Origin of the sequence: Dyella kyungheensis (genome assembly GCF_016905005.1) — a bacterium.
In the GTDB taxonomy this organism is placed as follows: domain Bacteria; phylum Pseudomonadota; class Gammaproteobacteria; order Xanthomonadales; family Rhodanobacteraceae; genus Dyella; species Dyella kyungheensis.
In genome coordinates, this window is sequence record NZ_JADIKC010000015.1 from 21,578 (window position 1) to 42,917 (window position 21,340).

At 64.1% G+C, this 21,340-nt stretch carries 18 protein-coding genes; 12 read left to right on the plus strand and 6 right to left on the minus strand.

Annotation, left to right across the window (positions count from 1 at the left end):
• Positions 1 to 48: 48 nt before the first annotated feature.
• On the minus strand, positions 49 to 1,170 hold the full coding sequence (locus ISP20_RS21160; protein ID WP_204638207.1) for a retroviral-like aspartic protease family protein: 1,122 nt from the start codon (positions 1,168 to 1,170) through the stop codon (positions 49 to 51).
• Positions 1,171 to 1,598: 428 nt separating this feature from the next.
• Between ISP20_RS21160 and ISP20_RS21165 the strand changes: the two genes are divergently transcribed.
• Complete coding sequence (locus tag ISP20_RS21165; protein WP_204638208.1) at positions 1,599 to 3,122, plus strand: glycosyltransferase family 39 protein; 1,524 nt, start codon at positions 1,599 to 1,601, stop codon at positions 3,120 to 3,122.
• A 73-nt stretch (positions 3,123 to 3,195) separates the two neighbouring features.
• On the opposite strand, the gene ISP20_RS21170 is transcribed toward ISP20_RS21165, so the two are convergent.
• Together ISP20_RS21170 and ISP20_RS21175 are read right to left on the minus strand one after the other, a co-directional pair.
• Positions 3,196 to 3,591, minus strand: a complete 396-nt coding sequence (locus ISP20_RS21170; RefSeq protein ID WP_204638209.1) for a DUF4288 domain-containing protein — start codon at positions 3,589 to 3,591, stop codon at positions 3,196 to 3,198.
• 30 nt (positions 3,592 to 3,621) lie between these two features.
• Complete coding sequence (locus ISP20_RS21175; protein ID WP_204638210.1) at positions 3,622 to 4,695, minus strand: AraC family transcriptional regulator; 1,074 nt, start codon at positions 4,693 to 4,695, stop codon at positions 3,622 to 3,624.
• Between the two features lie 128 nt (positions 4,696 to 4,823).
• On the opposite strand from ISP20_RS21175, the gene ISP20_RS21180 reads away from it, so the two are divergent.
• Together ISP20_RS21180 and ISP20_RS21185 are read left to right on the plus strand one after the other, a co-directional pair.
• The gene (locus ISP20_RS21180; RefSeq protein WP_204638211.1) at positions 4,824 to 5,633 is read left to right on the plus strand and encodes an acid phosphatase; all 810 of its coding nucleotides are present in this window, start codon (positions 4,824 to 4,826) and stop codon (positions 5,631 to 5,633) included.
• A gap of 64 nt (positions 5,634 to 5,697) precedes the next feature.
• Positions 5,698 to 7,167 carry a flavin-containing monooxygenase gene (locus ISP20_RS21185; protein ID WP_204638212.1) on the plus strand — a complete coding sequence of 490 codons (1,470 nt, stop codon included), beginning with the start codon at positions 5,698 to 5,700 and terminating at the stop codon, positions 7,165 to 7,167.
• Between the two features lie 766 nt (positions 7,168 to 7,933).
• Here the strand turns inward: ISP20_RS21185 and ISP20_RS21190 are convergent.
• Positions 7,934 to 8,668: a TlpA family protein disulfide reductase gene (locus tag ISP20_RS21190; protein ID WP_204638213.1), complete on the minus strand. Its 735-nt coding sequence runs from the start codon at positions 8,666 to 8,668 to the stop codon at positions 7,934 to 7,936.
• 54 nt (positions 8,669 to 8,722) lie between these two features.
• A complete protein-coding gene (putA, locus tag ISP20_RS21195; protein WP_204638214.1) occupies positions 8,723 to 11,878 on the minus strand; it encodes a bifunctional proline dehydrogenase/L-glutamate gamma-semialdehyde dehydrogenase PutA in 3,156 nt (1,051 codons plus the stop codon).
• A 511-nt stretch (positions 11,879 to 12,389) separates the two neighbouring features.
• Here putA and ISP20_RS21200 point away from each other — a divergent pair.
• The 5 genes from ISP20_RS21200 (at position 12,390) to ISP20_RS21215 (ending at position 16,660) form a co-directional block, all read left to right on the plus strand.
• Entirely contained in the window at positions 12,390 to 12,830 is a 441-nt protein-coding gene (locus tag ISP20_RS21200) for a DUF2244 domain-containing protein (RefSeq protein ID WP_204638215.1), read from the plus strand.
• Positions 12,831 to 12,849: 19 nt separating this feature from the next.
• Entirely contained in the window at positions 12,850 to 13,815 is a 966-nt protein-coding gene (gene coxB, locus ISP20_RS21205; protein WP_204638216.1) for a cytochrome c oxidase subunit II, read from the plus strand.
• Positions 13,816 to 13,862: 47 nt separating this feature from the next.
• The gene (gene ctaD, locus ISP20_RS21210) at positions 13,863 to 15,482 is read left to right on the plus strand and encodes a cytochrome c oxidase subunit I (RefSeq protein WP_204638217.1); all 1,620 of its coding nucleotides are present in this window, start codon (positions 13,863 to 13,865) and stop codon (positions 15,480 to 15,482) included.
• Between the two features lie 50 nt (positions 15,483 to 15,532).
• The gene (locus tag ISP20_RS21770; RefSeq protein WP_275586833.1) at positions 15,533 to 15,664 is read left to right on the plus strand and encodes a hypothetical protein; all 132 of its coding nucleotides are present in this window, start codon (positions 15,533 to 15,535) and stop codon (positions 15,662 to 15,664) included.
• 108 nt (positions 15,665 to 15,772) lie between these two features.
• Positions 15,773 to 16,660 (plus strand): cytochrome c oxidase subunit 3, encoded by an 888-nt coding sequence (locus tag ISP20_RS21215; protein WP_204638218.1) that lies wholly within the window; start codon positions 15,773 to 15,775, stop codon positions 16,658 to 16,660.
• 298 nt (positions 16,661 to 16,958) lie between these two features.
• Here ISP20_RS21215 and ISP20_RS21220 read toward each other — a convergent pair whose 3' ends face one another.
• Positions 16,959 to 17,174, minus strand: a complete 216-nt coding sequence (locus ISP20_RS21220) for a twin transmembrane helix small protein (RefSeq protein ID WP_046971617.1) — start codon at positions 17,172 to 17,174, stop codon at positions 16,959 to 16,961.
• Between the two features lie 59 nt (positions 17,175 to 17,233).
• Between ISP20_RS21220 and ISP20_RS21225 the strand changes: the two genes are divergently transcribed.
• The 4 genes from ISP20_RS21225 to cyoE are packed head-to-tail and all read left to right on the plus strand — an operon-like array spanning position 17,234 to position 20,608.
• Positions 17,234 to 17,971 (plus strand): SURF1 family cytochrome oxidase biogenesis protein, encoded by a 738-nt coding sequence (locus ISP20_RS21225; RefSeq protein ID WP_204638219.1) that lies wholly within the window; start codon positions 17,234 to 17,236, stop codon positions 17,969 to 17,971.
• The gene (locus ISP20_RS21230) at positions 17,968 to 18,531 is read left to right on the plus strand and encodes a hypothetical protein (protein ID WP_204638220.1); all 564 of its coding nucleotides are present in this window, start codon (positions 17,968 to 17,970) and stop codon (positions 18,529 to 18,531) included. Before ISP20_RS21225 ends, ISP20_RS21230 begins: the two co-directional genes overlap by 4 nt.
• The gene (locus ISP20_RS21235) at positions 18,531 to 19,697 is read left to right on the plus strand and encodes a COX15/CtaA family protein (protein ID WP_204638221.1); all 1,167 of its coding nucleotides are present in this window, start codon (positions 18,531 to 18,533) and stop codon (positions 19,695 to 19,697) included. Before ISP20_RS21230 ends, ISP20_RS21235 begins: the two co-directional genes overlap by 1 nt.
• On the plus strand, positions 19,694 to 20,608 hold the full coding sequence (cyoE, locus tag ISP20_RS21240; protein WP_425490879.1) for a heme o synthase: 915 nt from the start codon (positions 19,694 to 19,696) through the stop codon (positions 20,606 to 20,608). The genes ISP20_RS21235 and cyoE overlap by 4 nt, the downstream gene beginning before the upstream one ends.
• Positions 20,609 to 21,340: the final 732 nt, after the last annotated feature.

Below are 21,340 nucleotides of genomic sequence, written 5' to 3' on the forward strand. Positions count from 1 at the left end.
GATGTGACACCCGTGCATTTCAGTTGGCGAAGCGAAAAGCGCGACAACCTAGCTGTGCGGCGCCACGCGGGGCACAAGTGTTGCCACGTCGACACCCTTGATCTGCGCCACGGTCATGGTGAAAGCGGATAGCGCATTGGCGCCAAGCAACAACTCGCACGACTGACACGTCAATGCCTTCACCTTGTGCAGCTCTATCGGCCCGACCATCAACTGGTCGATCAACACCTCTTTGGCGCCCACCACGCGTCCGTCGGCCAGATGCGCCTCGACCTGTGCGCGAACCATGGTGTAGGGGGTCTTGGCGGCAGCAAGGAAATCGTCATTGACGACCACGCTTGTCGCGCCGGTATCCACCACAAAGGCTCGAACTCCCGATTGGCCGACGCTGACCGGCGCAAAGAAGGTGTCCTTGAATTTCACCAGGCGCAGGCCCGTGACTTCCTGGTCCTGGGTGGCATCGAGATCATGCATGGAGGATTCGATAGCCATGCGATTGGCCATAAAGCGTGCGGACTCGCCATGTTCGTCGAGGTACTGATCGAACTCCGACAGCAACGTCAACGCTTCGTAGTTGCGCTTCTTGCTCACCAGCAAACGAGCCAGATTTTCGCGGACGTCTACCAGCGACGGCATCAGCTTGAGGGTCTTGTAGGACCAGTCGATCGCCTCGTCGGTACGTCCGACTTTTCCCAGGCTATCGGCGTAGAACGCGAAAAGATCGTACGACCCCGCGCCCATGCCGATGTCTTTCTCGAAAGCCGCAATGGCCTGCTCGTGCTTGTCCTGCTTGTTGAGAACGAAGCCGAGATTCGCAATGGCACGCACGTCCGTGGGCCTTCGCTTGACGTACTCGCTCCAGTTCGCCTCGGCACAAGCGAGGTCGTTGCTGCGCATGCACTTGACCGCCGCGGCCTGCACGCTTGCGGAAGACGCGGGAGTGGCGCCTGGCGCGGACGTCGTGGAGGTGTTCGCTTCTTCTCGTCCCGAGGACGAAGGGGAGCAGCCGGCCAGCCATCCCACTGACGCAAATGCACAGAGCGCGATCAACCTTCGCGCTATCGCAGGACGGGGACGTTGTTCAGCGCCTATCCGTTGCGACAGACCCATCGGGCCTCTCGTCCACGAATCAAACTCCTTCATCTCTCTGTCGGAACGGATTCCATCCATTGCCATCCTCCTGGCCTTATTGAGACGCGCAGGAGAACGAAGCGCAAAAACTTGCGCAGTCGACAGTGAAACCAGATTTCCCCTTGCATAAATCGTGTCATGCCGTCTTTTGCGCTGCAAGTATCACGATCCATATAGAGAGGCATTCCAAGAGTCGTTGGCTCGCGATCTTTGAACCGGGAAAGCGCGCATTTCAATCGCCTGCCGAACTTCGGATTGAGGCGTCTAAGCGGAAGCAAATGTCCTGATGTCTGATATCGGCCAGAACGACACGGTGTGAATGGTTGTGCGCGCGATGCCATCGGGCGGTAGCTCTTTGCTTATCTTCCAGAAGTCCACTATGGATCGAGAGCGGACTTAGCTATCGTAGAAAAAACCGCTAATGGCCCTGGTGGCCGAACAGTCCATCTGACATCAAGGATGTGTCCATGATCGAGACCGTTAATCCAGCTCAGAGCCTGGCGCCGGGCAACCGAAAAGGTATCGCGCCCGTGATCGTCATCGCGGTGCTGTTTGGCGTGGCCCACATGCTGACCAATGGGCAATACGGTTTTCATCGCGACGAGTGGCAGTTCCTTAGCGACGCGCAGCATCTGGATTGGGGTTTCGTGCCTTATCCACCTTTGACGGCGGCGCTGGAATTCCTGGGCCTCAAGATGTTCGGCCTGTCGCTCGTGGGCTTGCGGCTGTTCTCGGTGTTTGCACAGGTATGCGTGATATTGGTCGCTGGCTTGATGGCCCGCGACCTGGGAGGCGGGCGGCCGGCGCAGGTCTTCACTGCCATCGCGGTAGGGCTGTCGCCCGTGCCGATGTTCGAGGCGACGGAATTCCAGTATTCCTCGTTCGATCTGCTGTGGTGGGTGCTGATCGCCTGGTGCGTCATTCGCCTGTTGCGGGACGAAGAGCCGCGCTGGTGGGTGGCGATTGGCGTAGTGGCAGGCCTCGGCTTGCTGACGAAATATTCGATCGCGTTCGAGTTGACAGGCGTGCTGGTGGGCGTGCTTCTCACGGATGCGCGGCGCTATGTCACGAGTCGCTGGTTCTGGGCCGGCGGTGCCATTGCGCTACTGCTGTTCGCTCCCAACCTGGCCTGGCTGATCCGACACGACTTTATTTCGTACCATTTCCTGCAGAGCATCCACGCGCGTGATGTGCGCCTGGGACGCGCGGACGGCTTCCTGCGAGATCAGTTCCTGTTGAACGCGAACCTGTTCGCCGCACCGGTCTGGTTGGCGGGTTTGTACGCTTACTTCAAAAGTCGCCGCTATCGCATGCTTGCGTGGATGTACGTGGTGCCACTGCTGCTGTTCCTGTGTGCGCGGGGGCGCTTCTACTACGTGTGCGGCGCGTACCCGATGCTACTCGCCATGGGCTCGGTCGTAGGCGTGCAGTGGTTGGGCAGCCTTCGTCCTGCATGGCGGGTTGGCATTGCCACGCTGCTCATGACCGGCGTCCTCGCCGCGGGCGTGTATGCAACGATGCGCATCGTGCCTATTGCAACGAGCGGTCCGTTGCGTGACTTTGCACTGCGGAACAACGGCGATCTCCGCGAGGAGATCGGCTGGGAAGACATCGTCGCCCGCGTGGCAGCCATCCGCGATGCGTTGCCGCCCGAACAGCAGGCGAACCTGGGCATCGCCGTGGGCAACTATGGCGAGTACGGCGCCATCGCCGTGATGGGCCAGCGCTATCACCTTCCCACACCGATCACCACGATCAATTCCGGATGGCTGCGCGGCTATCCGCAGACGGCACCCACCACTTTCATCGTGCTGGGCAATTCGCTCGAGCGCGCGAGTCAGTTGCTCTTCGATTGCCGCGTTGCCGGCCATACGAACAACGCCTGGAACGTGGGCAACGAGGAAAGCCTGGATCACCCCGATATCTTCGTGTGCGGCCGCCCTCGGGGGCCCATAAGCGAGCTTTGGAAGCGTGGGCCGGAGTTTGGGTGAGTTAGCTCAAAGGCTGGCAGGGGCTTGGGGCGAGCTGGCGGCGACGCTCGCTTCGAGTTGGAAACAGGCCTTCTCAGTCGCCCTTTGCATCGCCTCTCAGTTCGTCGACTGATATGGCCATGCTTTGGAGTTTGCCGAGTTTGAGCGCCTCGTGTTCCGTCCACAGGATTTCGCAGCCATCTTCCAATGGCTCATAGATCGGAACCAGATCGCTGATTCCTTCAAAGACCCATTGGACGGGAATACCTTCCGAGCCACCCTCATAAGGCTCGGTGTGCAGCCTTGCCTGGGCCTCGACCTTGCTATACGCCTCGTCGAAACTGTCCGCTCGCACGAGGACGGTATTTTCCCAGGCCAGGAATTCGCCATCCGCATCGTCATTGCCCGTGGCGTTCAGTTCGATGAATCGGACAAGGTATGAACCTACGTACCAGCCTACGGGTGAGGTGTCTCTCGACGATTGGCTCATGGGTCTGTGCTTGTGTATCGGAACAGACACTCAAGCCGCATGCTGCCGCGCGCTACGCGGCGGCATTCCCGTCCACCGCTTGAACGCACGCCGGAACTCGCGCGGATCGCTGAAGCCGATCTCCAGCCCGATCTCGGCCACGCTCAAGGTGCCGCCATGCAGCAGTTCCAAAGCGCGCTCGGCGCGGACACGATCATGGATTTCGCGGAACACGCGGCCGCCTTCGGCGAGACGTCGACGCAGCGAGCGTTCGCTCATGTTGAGCATGCGCGCCACGTCGGGCAGGCGGGGTTGATGGCGCAGGTGGCTGCGCAGCAGGCGTTCCACCGAGGCCACGATTTCCTGCTGCGGGCCTTCGATGTCGTGCTGTTGCGTGCACAGCGCGAGTGCCTGTTGTGCGGTGAGCGGGTTGTGGGTGGGCAAGGGATGCTCCAGCCACTGCGCGTCGATCACCACGCGGTTGTGGCGGGCGCCGAACACCAGCTCGCACTGGAAGAAATCGGCGTAGTCCTGCGCATGCTCGGGGCGTGCGTAGGTCAGTTCCAGACGTTGCGGGCGAAAGTTCGAGCCGGCCAGTTCGCGCGCGATCGCCAGCGAACTGGCGAACAGCTCTTCGCATAGGAACGGCAGCAAGGGGGCGTCGTTGAATCGCGGCCACACGGCCAGCGCCACTTCGCGCGGCGCCACCACTTCGAAACTCACGTCGACCAGGCTGCCACTGACGCGATGATGGGCGATGCCCACCTTCATCGCATCGCCGAACGTAGCGGAGGTCATCATGGCCAGGCCGAGCAGGCCAAAGCTGCCCAGCGTTTCGGTCCGGCCCACGGCCAGCCCGAGCCCCGCTTCGCCGGTGGCCTGCTGCGCGCGGCGGATCACCGAGCGCGCCTGGCGATAGGAGATGCGCAGCGTGGGGTCGTTCAGTTGTTCGCGTTGCAGGCCCGAACCCGCGAACCAGCCGTCGCAGCGCTGCCCGCGCGACAAGGCAAGCTGGGTGAGGTGCACGAGGATGTTCGGCGGTGTTTCGGCCACGGTAAAGCGCGCATCGGCGCTCAGTTGCGCCGACGCGGTATCGTCGGTGACATGGCTGATAACAGCGGACATGACCTGTGCTCCCACCCCCGAGAGCGCTGGATGGACCCAGCGAGACCCTTGATCTATATCATGGCCTTCGGGCCAGCGCCTTATGCAATGCACAAGGCCGCCGCCCCGTTGCCCCAGGGAGAACGCCGATGAACACGTTTCTGGCTGCTTGTCGTCGCGCCGTAGGGATGGGCCTGCTGCTCCCGCTGGCGGCCTGTGCCCCGGTGCAAACCCCGGCCTCCCAGCGGCCGCCGGCCAGCGCCGGATCGGTGGCCGCCTCGCTGCAGACGGCCGAATTGCTCCCGGCGGCCCCCAAGGCCGGCACGCCCCGCTATGAGGCGGACCGCCAGGTGTTCCTGGCCACCCGCAAGCTGCAGGACTCGCCGCGCTGGACGCTGGCCCAGCAGGACGTCGATTACGCCACGCCCAAGCTGATGGCCGACTTCAGCTGCGCCATGGGTACGCCGCTCGACGCCGCCGCGCTCCCCAGGCTCGCGGCCCTGGTGGACGACACCAGCAACGCGGCGGATGCCTCCACTTCACCGGCGAAGAAGGCCAACCAGCGCCAGCGCCCGTTCCTGATCGACCAGGGCGCCACCTGCCAGTCCACCGAACGGCTCGCCAAGAGCTTCGACTATCCCTCCGGCCATGCGACGCGCGGCTGGGCCGTGGGCCTCGTGTTGGCGGAGCTGGCGCCGGATCGCGCCACCGACCTGTTGCTGCGCTCGCGCGCCTTCGCCGACAGTCGCGTGGTCTGCGGCGTGCACAATCTCAGTGCCGTCGAGGCGGGCGCGATGAACGGCGCGGCGGTGGTGGCCGTGCTGCATGCGTCGCCAGCGTTCCAGTCCAGCCTGGCCGCCGCGAAGCAGGAACTGAATGCGTATCGCGCGGCGAACCACAGCATGCCCACGGCGCAGTGCAGCGCGCAGAAGGCCTTGATCGAACCGACGCCGTATTGAGCACGCCACGACCGGCGTAAGCTGGTCGCGTGGCTTCTTCACCGCGAGACACGGGGACGAGTGCATGGATCAGGAGAGTTCGTCGTCTTTCGACGCGCTGATCATCGGTGCGGGCCTGTCGGGCATCGGCATGGCATGCCACCTCGCCATGGATCATCCCGGTTTGCGCGTGGGCCTGATCGAACGCCGCGCGGCGATGGGCGGCACGTGGGATCTGTTCCGCTATCCCGGCGTGCGCTCGGACTCGGACATGTTCACCTTCGGCTACGCGTTTCGCCCCTGGCATGCGCTGGACGTGATGGCCGATGGGGACGCCATTCGCAACTACGTCATCGACACGGCGCGCGAGTACGGCGTAGACGGCAAGATCCACTACGGCCTGAAAGTGCTCTCCTCGTCGTGGTCGAGCACGGCGCGTCAGTGGCGCGTGCAGGTGCTCGACGAACAACGCTGCGAAACGCGCGAGTTCACCAGCCGCTTCCTGATCGTCTGCACCGGCTACTACAACTACGATCGCGGCTACCTGCCGGCATTTCCCGGCGTGGATCGATTCCAGGGGCAGTGCGTGCATCCGCAACAGTGGCCGCCTGGGCTGGACTATCGCGACAAGCGCGTGGTCGTGATCGGCAGTGGCGCAACGGCGGTGACGCTGGTGCCCGCGATGGCCGGGGATGCGGCACACGTGACGATGTTGCAACGCTCGCCTACCTACATCCTGTCGTTGCCGCGCTTCGACAAGATTTCCGCGGTGCTGCAGACCTTCCTGCCGAAGCCGCTGGTATTCCGCATGGCGCGGCGGCGGAATATTTTCCTTACCCGCCTTATCTACAAGGCCGCGCGACGCTGGCCGGACAAGGTGCGTGCGTTCCTGCTTTCCGGTGTGCGCAAGAAGCTCGGTCCCGATGCCGACATGCGCCACTTCACGCCAACCTACCAGCCCTGGGATCAGCGTCTGTGCGTGGTTCCCGATGGCGACCTGTTCGAGGCCATCAAGAGCGGCAAGGCATCCGTGATGACCGGTGATGTCGCCACGTTTACCGAGCATGGCGTGCAGCTGACATCGGGCGAGCTGCTGGAGGCCGATCTGGTCATCACCGCCACCGGGCTCGACATGCAGACCCTGGGTGGCATGCAGCTTGACGTGGATGGGCAGCCGCGGGTGATGGGCGAACTGGTCACCTACAAAGGCGTGCTGTTGCAGGACACGCCGAACTTCGCCTGCATTTTCGGTTACACGAATGCGCCGTGGACGCTGAAGGCGGACCTCGCCGCGAAATACGTCTGTCGATTGCTTGCGCATATGCGTGAACAGGGCGCCAGCGTGGTGACGCCGCGTGCACCCGCGGATGAGCGGCAGGACGATTCGATCATGGGCGCGCTGACGTCGGGCTATGTGCAGCGAGGTGCGCCGGTGTTGCCCAAACAGGGCCGACATGTGCCGTGGCGCGTATTGAACAACTACGAGCGCGATTGCGAGATGCTGCTGAAGTGGCCCGTTGCGGATGCCGCGCTGGAAATCCAGCACTCCCTGTAGGAGCGCACCCTGTGCGCGACCGCAAGGCCATGTCGGTACCGCTTCGTAGGCTCGTCGCGCACAAGTGCGCTCCCACAGGACCGAGGTGAGTTGAAGGCGCCGCCACCTTGTGGGAGCGCGCTTGCGCGCGACTGCGGCGCCGTGCTGCTACCGCTTCGTAGGTTTGTCGCGCACAGGGTGCGCTCCCACAGGACCGAGGTGAGTTGAAGGCGCCGCCACCTTGTGGGAGCGCGCTTGCGCGCGACTGCGGCGCCGTGCTGCTACCGCTTCGTAGGTTTGTCGCGCACAAGTGCGCTCCCACAGGACTGAGGTGAGTTGGAGACGCCGCCACTTTGTGGGAGCGCGCTTGCGCGCGACTGCGGCGCCGTGCCGTTACCGCTTCGTAGGTTTGTCGCGCACAGGGTGCGCTCCCACAGGACTGAGGTGAGTTGGAGACGCCGTCACCTTGTGGGAGCGCGCTTGCGCGCGACTGCGGCGCCGTGCCGTACCGCTTCGTAGGTTTGTCGCGCACAAGTGCGCTCCCACAGGACTGAGGTGAGTTGAAGACGCCGTCACCTTGTGGGACCGCGCTTGCACGCGACTGCAGCGCCGTGCCGCTACCGCTTCGTAGGTTTGTCGCGCACAAGTGCTCTCCCACAGGACTGAGGTGAGTTAGAGACGCCGTCACTTTGTGGGAGCGCGCTTGCGCGCGACTGCGGCGCTGCGCCGATACCGCTCCGTAGGCTTGTCGCGCACAAGTGCGCTCCCACAGAAAGCGGCGGGAGCATCAGGGGTGCTGTGATGCCTTCTTCCATTGCTGCACCCAGCCGGTGAGGTCGGCGAGTTGCTTGTCCTGGCCTTCGCGCATGGTCATGCCTACCGCAGAGCCGGCGACGCGGCCTGAGGGATCGATCAGCATGAGAGTGGGATAGATGCTCACGCCCAGCGTGTCGACCAGCGCTTGTCCGTCGTGCAGTACCGGCCACTTCAAACCCCGATCGGCCACGAACTGGCGTGCGGTGGCCGCGTCTTCATAGGTGATCGCGACGAAGCCCATATCGCCGTTGGCATGCGCAAAGGCATTCAGCACCGGCACTTCGGCGATGCATGGCGCACAGTCGGCGAAAAAGAAACTCACCAAGGTGTAGCGGCCGCGCAGGTCGCTCGAATGCTGTGTGTCGCCTTGCAGCGACGGCAGCTCGAACGGCGGAAAGGCGCTGCCGCGTCCGAACGAGAAACGCCCCGCGCCCGTGCTGGTACCGGGCGGACGCAGGCGCAGCATCGCCGCGTTGGCCTTGCTGTCGATGGTGCTGCTGTAGTTGCGACCCTGGCCGAGCTGCTGCGCAAACGCGGCGTAGTCCAGCGGTTTGCCGGCGGCGTCGAGGTAGTGGACGTCGGGTGACGGGCCCAGCCGCAGGGTGGCGACGAAGCCTTGCTCGTCGTTCTGCCTGTCCGCTGCATGGAGCGGGCAGAGGATGAGCGCCAGGAGGATTAGACCAAGCAGTCGCGAAGCATGCCGCATGCGGGCTCCCTTCGAACGTGCGGGCCGGCGCGGTTGCGCCGGCCCGTGTTGCGCTTACTCGCCGATGGTAAGCAGCGAGGCGTTGCCGCCAGCGGCGGTGGTGTTGATGGTGAGCGTGCGCTCGCCGGCAAAACGCAGCAGGTAGTGCGGGCCGCCGGCCTTCGGGCCGGTGCCCGACAGGCCTTCGCCGCCGAACGGCTGCACGCCGACCACCGCGCCGATCTGGTTGCGGTTGACGTAGCAGTTGCCCACGCGCGCACGGCTCTGGATGAACTCCACCGTGTCGTCGATGCGGCTGTGGATGCCGAGCGTAAGGCCGTAGCCGGTGGCGTTGATCTGGTCCACCACGTTCGGCAGCTCGTCGGCCTTCCAGCGGATCACGTGCAGTACCGGGCCGAAGATTTCACGGGTCAGCGTGGCCAGGCCCGGGATTTCGTAGGCACGCGGCGCGAAGAACGTGCCGTTGCCGGTGGTGGCCGGGTCGAGCGCGACTTCGCCGATCTTCTTCGCTTCCTTGTCCATGCGTGCGGCGTGGTCGACCAGGATCTTCTTCGCATCCTCGTCGATCACCGGACCCACGTCGGTCGACAGCTGGCCCGGGTCGCCCACCTTCAGCTCGGCCATCGCGCCTGCAAGCATCGCATTGACCTTGTCGGCGATGTCTTCCTGCACGAACAGGACGCGCGCCGCCGAGCAGCGCTGGCCGGCGGACTGGAACGCGGAGGAAATCACGTCCTTGACGATCTGTTCCGGCAGCGCGGAAGAGTCCGCGATCATCGCGTTCTGGCCACCGGTTTCGGCGATCAGCGCAGCGATGGGTGCATTGCGCGCGGCGAGGGCGCGGTTGATCGCCCAGGCGGTTTCGGTCGAACCGGTGAAGGCCACGCCAGACACGCGCGGATCACGCGTCAGCGCCGCACCGACAGTGGCGCCGTCGCCCGGCAGATACTGCAGCACGTCGGCGGGCACGCCAGCGTCATGCAGCAACTTCACCGCGACATAGCCGATCAGGCTGGTCTGCTCGGCGGGCTTGGCAATCACGGCGTTGCCGGCGGCAAGCGCCGCGCTGACCTGGCCCAGGAAGATCGCCAGCGGGAAGTTCCACGGGCTGATGCAGACGAACACGCCGCGGCCACTCAAGAACAGCTGGTTGCTCTCGCCGGTGGGACCGGGCAGCTGTTCCGGATGGCCAAACAGGCGGCGTGCCATGGTCGCGTAGTAACGCAGGAAGTCGGCAGCCTCGCGGATTTCGGCAATGGCGTCGGGCAGGCTCTTGCCTGCTTCGCGCACGCACAGCGCGATGAATTCGCCGCGACGCGCTTCGAGCTGCTCGGCGGCGTGCTCGAGAATCGCGGCACGGCTGGCCGCCGGCAGACGATCCCACGCGTGATGCGCGTTCACGGCATTGGCGAGCGCCTTGTCGACGGTGGCGCTGTCGGCGGTGACGTAGCTGCCCACGTTCTGGCGGCGGTCGGCCGGATTGCTCACCTGCACGGTGGCACCGGTGCTCTTGGCGCCGGGCACCAGCGGTTCGGCGTTCCACGGACCGCTCTTGTTCTGGATCGCCTCGGCGAGGGCCTTCAGTTCGTTATCGTTGGAGAAGTTGACGCCCATGGAATTCTTCCGCAGTTCACCGTAGAGATTCACCGGCAGGGGGATGCGCGGGTGAGGAATGGAGGCAAAGGAGCGCACGGTCTCGCAAGGATCGGCGACCAGTTCGCGCACCGGCAGCGATTCGTCGACCACGCGGTTGACGAAGCTGGTGTTGGCGCCGTTCTCGAGCAGGCGGCGTACCAGGTAAGGCAGCAGGTCTTCATGCGTGCCCACGGGTGCGTACACGCGGCACGGCACGTTCAAGTTCTGCCTGCCGATCACTTCGGCGTAGAGGTCCGTGCCCATGCCGTGCAGGCGCTGGTATTCGTACGGACGGTTCTGCGCCAGGTGGTGCACGGCAGCGATGGTGTGCGCGTTGTGCGTGGCGAACTGCGGGTAGATCAGCGCCACGCCGGCATCGAACAGCTTGCGTGCGCACGCCAGGTACGACACGTCGGTGTTCGGCTTGCGCGTATACACCGGATAACCGCTGAGGCCATTTTCCTGGGCGCGCTTCACTTCGGCGTCCCAGTACGCGCCCTTGACCAGTCGCACGTACCAGCGACGGCCGCTGGCGCGGCCGGTTTCGATCAGCCAGTCGATCACGAACGGCGTGCGCTTGGCATAGGCCTGCACCACGATGCCGAGGCCGTTCCAGCCTTCCAGCGAGGGGTGCGCGAACACGTCGCCGAGAATGTCGAGCGACAGTTCGAGACGATCGGCTTCTTCCGCGTCGACGGACAGCGCGATGCCGTTCTTCATCGCCAGCTGCGAGAGTTCCAGCAGCTTGGCGGTGAGATCGCGGCGGGCGATTTCGCGCTTGGCCACTTCGTAGCGCGGATGCAGCGCGGAGAGCTTCACCGAGATCGACGGCGCATCGGTGTGGTTGGCGAACGGACCGCGCGAACCGATCGCGGCGATCGCGTTGCGATAATCCTGCTGATAGCGCTCGGCGGTTTCGCTGGTGAGCGCGGATTCGCCCAGCATGTCGTAGGAATAGCGATAGACCGCATATTCCTTCTGCGCGCAGCGATCCAACGCTTCGCCGATGGTGCGGCCCATCACGAACTGGTGGCCCATGATGCGCATGGCCTGGCGCACGGCCAGGCGGATCGCCGGCTCGCCCGCGCGGCCCACCAGGCGACGCAGCGCGCCGGTGAAATCGTGGCGCGTCTCTTCCGACAGCGTGACCAGCTTGCCGGTGAGCATCAGGCCCCAGGTGGAGACGTTGACGAACAGCGACTCGCTCTGGCCCAGGTGCTTCTTCCAGTTCGCGTCGCCCAGCTTGTCGCGGATCAGCTTGTCGGCGGTGGTCTTGTCCGGAATGCGCAGCAGCGCTTCGGCCACGCACATCAGCAGCACGCCTTCCTCCGAGGAGAGGTCGTACTGGCGCATGAAGGATTCGACCGCGCTCTGGTCCTTGGCGCGCACACGTACGCGGCTGACCAGCTCGGCGGCCAGGTCGATCACCTTTTCGCGCTCGACCGGCGGCAAGGTGGCCTGGGCCAGCAGGTCGTTGACCGCTTCGGTCTCGTCGCGCAGCCAGTTGGCCGTGATGCGCGCGCGAGCCGGTTCGACGCCGGTCGGCAGTTCGGGGCTGAGAATGGGTTGTGTCACTGGGCTTTAGCCGAAACGTGGTGGGGGCAGGGAATCGCGGAATTGTACGCGTGGGGGCCATACGCACGCACCCGTACGCGGTGTTGCGGTGCGGCAGCCGCCATGCGGCCGTACACATATATATGGGCGGGAGCGCTGCGGAAGAAGGCTTCCCGGATGAGCGTTGTCATCCCGGCGGCATGGCGTGGCGCGGCAGATGTCAGCGGCGTGTCGGGCACGCGCCGCGGCCCGTGGCAAACGGTCGCACCCAAGGCGCCGCTCAGCCTGGTGGTCGTCACTATGGGCGCCATGGGTTGCGCAAACGTGTGTTCCGCAAGGGAAAGCAGCGCTTGTGCGGGCGTCTGTACGCGCACGCGAGCACGAACTTGCGCATTCACCCCTGCTTCAAATCAAGCACATGCGGCATTCTTGCTCCCCGATGCGCTCGCGGCCTATCATGCTTGGGTTCCAGGCACGCCGGGTTCTCATGATCGTGCTTCGACCAGCAGCAGCCGGCTTGCCGTGCGCAACGATGTGGCTCAAGCCCAATCGTGCCCTGAGCCGACGCGACCTGCGTCGATTGATCGGAGTTCTGGCGGCGCTGGCGTTGACGACGGCCGTGTTGGGAGCATGGCAGGGGAATGTCTTTGCTCCTTTGTTTGCACTGGTCGAGTCCTCCGCGGTGGCTTTCGCCCTTGGCGTAGCCTGGCGGGCCGGCGACCGCAGCGAACGCATCACCCTCGACGAGTCGTCGCTGGAGGTGCAATCCCTGCCAGGTCGGCGCAGTGCGCGTTTTCCCACGTATTGGGTGCGCGTGCGGCTGCGGTCCGGTCAAGGGAGGGATCGTCTGCTGCTGGCGTCGCATGGACGGGAGCTGGAAATCGGGGCTTTCCTCGGGGAAGAGGAGCGTGCCGAGCTGTCAAGGAAACTCATGGTGTTGCTGGCGGAGCTCAACCAACAGCAGCGCAGGTAGGTTCAACAAAGGTGCAAACATGACATCTGGCGGCATCAAGCCTGGCAGCATCAAGCGAGCAGTGGCGGCAAGCGCACTCTTCGCTCTAACCATGTTCGGCGGCGTGGCCTCGGCCAATCCGCAGCCAGGGCAGTTGAACATGACCCGCGGCGCGTCCACCTGGTCGCCCGAGGCTTATTTCCTCAACAACGTTGCCCTCGGCGTGTGCGTCGTGATTGGCATCCTTGTGTTCGGCGCGATGTTCATCGCGATGTTCCGCTTCCGCAAATCGCGCGGCGCGGTGGCCGAGAAGTGGTCGCACAACACGACGCTCGAGATCGTGTGGACGACCATCCCCGTGATCATCCTGATCGTGCTGGCCTACCTGGCCACCGGCGGCCTGCGCACGTTCGCCGACACCACCGGCTCGCAGATGACTGTGAAGGTCACCGGCTACCAGTGGAAGTGGCGCTACGACTATGTCGAGTACCAGGGCAAGGCGATCGACAAGGTCGGCTTCATGTCCAAGCTCGACCGCGAAAGCGACGAGACGCGCCAGCTCAATTCGGGCCTCGATCCGCACAACGTGAAGGTGGGCGACGAAAACACCTACCTGCTCAACGTGGACAAGCCGCTGGTGGTGCCGGTGGGCACCAAGATCCGCTTCGTGATCACCGCGGGCGACGTGATCCACTCCTGGTGGGTGCCGGCGCTGGGCTGGAAGATGGATGCCATCCCGGGCATCGTCAACGCCGCCTGGACCAATATCACCGAGCCGGGTACGTATCGCGGCCAGTGCGCCGAGCTGTGCGGCCAGGATCACGGCTTCATGCCGATCGTGGTGCAGGCGCTGCCGAAGGCCGAGTTCGAGAAGTGGCTGGCCGAGCAGGAGGCCGCGGCAACGCCGCCGCCGGCTCAGCCCGCAGCACCGGCACCGGCTTCCACTGCTGCCGCGCCCAAGACCGCGGCCGTCGACGCACCTGTTTCGCAGGGCCATCAGGGCTGAGCAATCAGCTCCATCACAGCATTCGCATTTAGGTAGAGGTGCAAGGCATGGCCCACGCAGCGACACACGATCATCATCACGACGATCATCACGGCGCGCCCAAGAATTTCTTCGTCCGTTGGTGCATGTCCACCAACCACAAGGACATCGGCACGCTGTATCTGGTGTTCTCGCTCTTGATGTTCTTCATTGGCGGCAGCTTCGCGATGGTGATCCGCGCGGAACTGTTCAAGCCCGGCATGCAGCTGGTGCAGCCGTACTTCTTCAACGAAATGACCACGATGCATGCGCTGGTCATGATCTTCGGCGCCGTGATGCCGGCCTTCGTGGGCCTGGGCAACTGGATGATCCCGCTGATGATCGGTGCGCCGGACATGGCGTTGCCACGCATGAACAACCTGTCGTTCTGGATCCTGCCGTTCGCCTTCTCGCTGCTGCTGTCCACGCTGTTCCTTCCGGGCGGTGGCCCGGCCGGCGGCTGGACCATGTACCCGCCGCTGTCGCTGCAGGGTGACTCGGTCGCGTACCTGGTGTTCGCGGTGCACTTGATGGGTATCAGCTCGATCATGGGCGCGATCAACATCATCGCCACCATCCTCAACATGCGCGCGCCGGGCATGGATCTGCTGAAGATGCCGGTGTTCGTGTGGAGCTGGCTGATCACCGCGTTCCTGCTGATCGCCGTGATGCCGGTGCTGGCCGGTGCGGTGACCATGCTGCTCACCGACAAGTACTTCGGCACCAGCTTCTTCAATGCGGCGGGCGGCGGCGACCCGGTGCTGTTCCAGCACATCTTCTGGTTCTTCGGCCACCCCGAGGTCTACATCATGATCTTGCCGGCCTTTGGCCTGGTCTCCGAGATCATCCCGACCTTCGCGCGCAAGCCGATCTTCGGTTACAAGGCGATGGTGTTCGCGATTGCCTCGATCGCCTTCCTGTCGTTCATCGTGTGGGCCCACCACATGTTCGCGGTGGGTCTGCCGCTGGGCGGCGAAATCTTCTTCATGTACGCCACCATGCTGATCGCGGTGCCGACCGGCGTGAAGGTGTTCAACTGGGTCAGCACCATGTGGGGCGGCTCGATGACGTTCGAAACGCCGATGCTGTTCGCCATCGCGTTCGTCATCCTGTTCACCATCGGCGGCTTCTCCGGCCTGATGCTGGCGCTGGCCCCGGCCGACTTCCAGTATCACGACACGTACTTCGTGGTGGCCCACTTCCACTACGTGCTGGTGACTGGTGCGATCTTCGCGATCATCGCGGGCACCTACTACTGGCTGCCGAAGTGGACCGGCCGCATGTATTCGGAAACGTGGGGCAAGATCCACTTCTGGAACAGCGTGATCTGGGTCAACGTGTTGTTCTTCCCGCAGCACTTCCTGGGCCTGGCCGGCATGCCGCGCCGCATCCCGGATTACAACGTGGCGTTCGCCAACTTCAACATGATCAGCTCGATCGGCGGCTTCCTGTTCGGCGCCTCGCAGCTGATCTTCCTTGGCGTGATCATCCACGCGGTGTGGTTCTCCAAGAAGAAGGCACCGGACCGCGTGTGGGAAGGCGCCAAGGGCCTGGAGTGGACGCTGCCGTCGCCCGCGCCGTATCACACGTTCGATGTGCCGCCGGTCATCCATGATGACGAACTGGCACACGGCCACGTCGAAGACTGATCCACGTATTGCCGCTCCGGTGTTGTGCCGGAGCGGAAGGAAGCGAAACGATGAACCAGCCGTCCATGACAACGATCGAGCAAGCCCGCAAGAAAGGTGTGCGACTCACCGTCACGGTGGTCGGCACCATCGCCTTTGCGATCTTCGTGCTCTCGTTGTTGCAGGGGCTGAAGTACTCCTGACGCGACCTTGCAGTATTCCTCCGCGATGCCGATGAGGCATCACGGGTTGCAGCCCGGGCGACGAGTGCGCGGGCGGAAGTAGACAGAGCATTCCATAGGGATCTCAGCATGGCCCAGCAAGAAGGCGTTTATTTCGTTCCATCCAAGAGCCAGTGGCCGATCGTGGCCGCGGTGGTCATGTTCGTCACCGTGCTCGGTGCCGCGCATTGGCTGAATGCGCCCCCGGGTGAAGCGGGCTTTGGCAAGACCATGCTCACCGTCGGCATCGTCGGCATCCTGCTGATGTTCTTCGGCTGGTTCCGCTCGGTGATCCGCGAGTCGCTCGCGGGCAGCTACAACGACCAGGTGGACCGCTCGTTCCGCATGGGCATGATGTGGTTCATTTTCTCCGAGGTGATGTTCTTCGGCGCCTTCTTCGGCGCGCTGTTTTACGCCCGCATGTTCGCGGTGCCGTGGCTCGGCGGCGAAGGCCACGGCGTGCTGACCCACCAGTTCCTGTGGAGCGACTACGCCGCTTCGTGGGGCGCTGGCGGCGGTGGCGGTCCGGAGCGCATCGGCGGCAACTTCGAGACGGTGCTGCCCTGGGGCCTGCCGCTGCTCAACACGCTGATCCTGCTGTCCTCAAGCGTCACCGTGACCATCGCGCACCATGCGCTGAAGGCCGGCCACCGCGCCAAGATCCTCTGGTTCCTCGGCTTCACCGTGCTGCTGGGCGCCACCTTCCTGTGGTTCCAGGCGCACGAGTACATCGAGGCCTATAAAGAGCTCAACCTCACGCTGCAGAGCGGCGTGTACGGCTCGACCTTCTTCATGCTCACCGGCTTCCACGGCATGCACGTGACGCTGGGCACGATCATGCTGGCGATCATCTGGCTGCGCGTGGCCAAGGGCCATTTCACCAAGGAACACCACTTCGCGTTCGAAGCGGTGGCCTGGTACTGGCACTTCGTCGACGTGGTATGGCTCGGCCTGTTCATGTTCGTCTACATCCTCTGAGACGCTGGCGCGTCGCAGCAAAAAAGCCCGCCGAAAGGCGGGCTTTTTTGTTGGGGCGGACAGACAAAGACCTTCCCTATCTCTGTGGGAGCGCACCCTGTACGCGACTCCGACAGCGCGGTAGCGACGGAGGTACCGCAGTCGCCCAAAGGGTGCGCGCCGTCGGTGTCGCGCACAGGGTGCGCTCCCACAAGGGGACGGCTGGGGTGAGAGCCCCCAAAAGAAAAGCCCGCCAGGGGCGGGCTTTCCAAGGAACCGTTTGTCGCAGCAAGGCGAGCAGGGCGCTTGACCGCTACAATTACTGCCCCACGCCGTGCGGGTGGAGCCAGCCCATCCAGATGCCGAACACCACCATCAGGATGAGCAGCACCGACAGCCCGATGCGACGGGTCAGCGCCCACACCGTGCGCTTGCTGCCTTCCTTGTCGGTCATCATGAAATACAGGGCCTGACCAAGATTGAACAGCACCACCAGCAGCAGAATCACCAGCGCATATTTGTAGATGGTTTCCACGTGATTGGTCCGAACGTTTTAGACATCCGCAGTATAGCGGTCGTGCACGGCGCCACCGCGTGAAGTGGCTGCGCCGTCCATCCTGGTTTGCACTGCTGCTCACAGCGGTGAGCGCCTTGTTGTTCATACGTTTGGGCGTCTGGCAGCTGCATCGCGCCGACGAGAAGGAAGCCATTCTGCGACGGTATGCCACAGCGGAAACGGCCGCGCCGCGCGACTTTGCGGCCGTGGCCTCAAATCCCCCCGTGGACGCGTTTGCGCGTGTCGACGTGCAGGGCGAATACCTCGCCGACCGTCTCTATCTGCTCGACAACCCCAAGCACGATCAGCGCGGTGGTGTGGAAGTCTATGCGCCTTTCCGTCCGCGTAGCGGCGATCGCCTGCTGCTGGTGGACATGGGTTTCCTGCCGGGCAATGGCACCGACCAGGCGCCGCAGTTGCCGGCGCTGCCCACCGGGCCGCAGCAACTGCACGGGCTTTATGTGCCGGCTCCGGGCGTGGGCTATGCGATGGGTGGCAACGCGCTGACGCGGCAGACGCACTGGCCCAAGACCACCATCTATCTCGACCTGGCGCAGATCGGCAGCGATCTCGGTACCGCCTTGTATCCGCGCGTCCTGTCGCTCGACGCGGAACCTTCGTCCATCTACGTGCGCGAGCACACCATCGATTTCTCGGCGATGCCGCCCGCGCGCCATCGTGCCTACGCGTTCCAGTGGTTCACCTTCGCCGTGGCGGTGGTGGTGATCCTGCTGGTACTGCATCGTCGTCGTCCTTCCCGACCGGACAAGCCATGACCGATCCCACCGCCTTGCGCGCAAGTCGCCTGAAACTGCTGCTGATCATGCTGGTGTTCGCCGCACCCATCATCGTGGCCCTGGTGCTCACGTTTGCCGGCTGGCAGCCCTCGGGCAAGGCCAACGGCCAGCCCGTGACGCCGCAGCGAAATTTCGCCGCCGAGCAACTGCCCATCTCGCTCAGCAACGGCGACACCTGGGCCTGGCGTGCGAAGGAGCCGCAACTCACGCTGGTCGCACTAGCCGGTCCTGGCTGCGCCAAACAGTGCCTCGATGTGCTGACCAAGATGGCCGCCGCACGCATCACGCTCAACCGCAATGCGCCGCGCCTGCGTCTGCTTTACGTGGGCAGGCCGCCCGCCGATGCCGTCGCCAGCGGCATGACTGGCTACTGGAAACTCGGACAGGATCCGATGGCCGTGCTGGCGCCGTTCACGCCCACCACGCCCGACAGCGTCGCTGCTCTGTTGGTGGAATCCGACGGCACTGCGTTGTCGTTCTATCCTGTGGGCTTCGATGCCACCGGCTTGCGCAAGGATCTGCAGAAGGTGATCCGCTGATGACCTCCCGCTCCCACAACGTGCTGCGCGGCCTCGCGTTGCTCGCTGCCGTGTTTGCCTTTGGCGTGGTGATGTTCGGCGCGTTCGTGCGCCTGTCCAATGCGGGCCTCTCGTGCCCCGACTGGCCGACCTGTTATGGACGAGCCGCGTGGCCCGAACAACAGCATGAGATCGCGCAGGCGAACCAGGCCTTCCCGGATCGCCCGTACGAAACCCACAAGGCTTGGCGCGAGCAGGTGCACCGTTTCCTCGCCGGCACACTGGGCACGCTGGTGTTCGTGCTCGCGCTGATCGCCAGCTGGCGCAAGCCGTGGACGCGCTATGCGGTGATCGCGGGCGCGATCTTCGCGGCCGTCGGCGTCGCCATGTACATCAAGGGCGAACACCACTGGTCGTTGCTGGTATCGCTGCTCGCCATCGGCTTGCCGTTGATCGCGGCGATCGGCCTTCATCGCCCCGGCGCGTGGCGCATCAGCGTGCTGGCGCTGTCGGTGGTGGTATTCCAGGCCATGCTCGGCATGTGGACGGTGACGTTGCTGTTGAAGCCGATCGTGGTGATGGGTCACCTGCTGGGTGGCATCACCACCTTTGCCTTGCTCGCCTATGCCGCACTGCGTTTCGCTGGCGTGGGCGCGAACGACGACAGCTATGCGGGCCTGCGCAAGGCCGTGGTGGTCGGCATCGTATTGCTGCTGGCGCAGATCGCGCTGGGCGGCTGGACGTCGTCCAACTACGCGGCGCTCGCCTGCGGCACCGATTTCCCCAAATGCCTCGGCCAGTGGGCTCCTGCCACCGATTTCCGCGAAGGCTTCGTGCTGTGGCGCGGGATTGGCGTGAACTACGAAGGCGGCGTGCTCGACATGGCCGCGCGCAGCGCCATCCAGATCACCCATCGCCTGGGCGCCCTGGTGGTGTTCTGCTACCTGGCGTGGCTGTCGCATCGCGTGTCGCGCCGCGGTTTGCGTTCCTTGGGCCTGGCGATTGCCGTGGTGCTGGTGACGCAGGTGTTGCTGGGCATCAGCAATGTGCATTTCGGGCTGCCCTTGCCGGTGGCGACGCTGCACAATGGGGTCGCCGCGCTGCTGCTGTTCACCCTGCTGGCGGCGTTGGCGCGCACGCAAAAGCGTCATGAGGACGCGATGTTTCTTTCCCACGGATACCGATGACGATGAGCCGCCGTTTCCATGAATACCTGGAACTGACCAAGCCGCGCGTCGTCGCGTTGCTGGTGTTCTGCGCCGTCATCGGCATGTTTCTCGCCGTGCCCGGCATACCGCCGTGGCGCGCGCTGGTGTTCGGCACACTGGGCATCTGGATGGCCTCGGGTTCGGCCGCCGCGTTCAATCACCTGATCGACCAGCGCATCGACAAGGTGATGGCGCGCACGGCACACCGGCCGCTCGCCACCGGCCATCTCAAGCCCAAGCAGGTGCTGACGTTTGCGTTGGCGCTGGGCGCGGTGTCGATGTTGATCCTGGTGTTCCTGATCAATCCGTTGACGGCGTTGCTGACCTTCGGCGGCTTGATCGGTTACGCGGTGATCTACACCGCCTACCTGAAGCGTGCGACGCCGCAGAACATCGTGATCGGCGGCCTGGCCGGTGCGATTCCCCCAGTGCTGGGCTGGACGGCCGTCACCGGTGCGCTGCATCCGTTCGCGCTGCAGTTGTGCCTGATCATTTTCGTCTGGACGCCGCCGCATTTCTGGGCGCTGGCGATCTTCCGTCGCGACGATTACTCGCGCGCACAGGTGCCGATGCTGCCGGTGACGCATGGCGTGGTGTTCACGCGCTGGCACGTGCTGTTCTACACGATCCTGCTGGTGTTGGTGACGCTGTTGCCGGCGCTCACCGGTTATAGCGGAATGGTGTATCTGGGCGGCGCCGTAGTGCTGGGCCTGGGCTTTCTCTATTACGCCGTGCGTCTGCTCAATCCGCCGGATGAGTTTTTCGCGATGAAGGTGTTCAACTATTCCATCGTGTATTTGATGGCGCTGTTCGCGTTTTTGCTGGTGGATCATTGGGTGATGGAGCCGTTGATTCAGCACCAGGGCGTGGTGTTCGAACGGGCGCTCTAAGCGCGTCATTCCCGCGAAGGCCTCACCAGCTCGTTATTCCTGCGGAAGCAGGAATCCAGTGCCTTTTCGCTTGGTTGTCGCGATCCCGCGATCTGGCCGCTTACGCAGCGGGCGTTTCGAACGGCTGCCGCCGCTCGAGTCACTTTTCTTTGCTGGCCCAAAGAAAAGTAACCCAAAGAAATGGCCTTTAAAGCTGGCAGCATCGTGTTGAATCCAAGCGCGAGCGCTCGAGGCGCGTCCCACCGGATCTCCATGGGAGGGTACCCCAGGGGTACCTCAATGCGCTGCGCAACGCGCCCCAGTCGCTGAGGACTTAAAGCGGAGGTTCGCTGCGTATTCCCGTGGCTTGTCTTCGCGATGCACCCCACTTCTCCCTCTCCCCGCCGGGGAGAGGGCTGGGGTGAGGGGCGGGTAATCGCGACGACATCGCCAAGTCGAGCTTGGCTATTTGCTCTTGGCTCTTGGCTCTCAGGGGTCCCCGTATGACGCGGCGGGTGGGTGGAGGAAAGCCCGCAGGGTGGCCCGCAGGGATGCGGGCCAGTTTTTCGCCAGGGCGGGATGCCCTGTCGAAAAACCCCGCAACCCACCCGCGCACCTGGAGGGCCGCTAGGCCCGGAAGGCGCGTCATCCGGGGGGCCCTTTCTTTTGGTTAGGCGGTGTCAATCTAGAAGTGCATCATCGATCGCTTGGGCGAGGTCATCGCGCCCCAGCGCACGCATGAACATCTCCGCC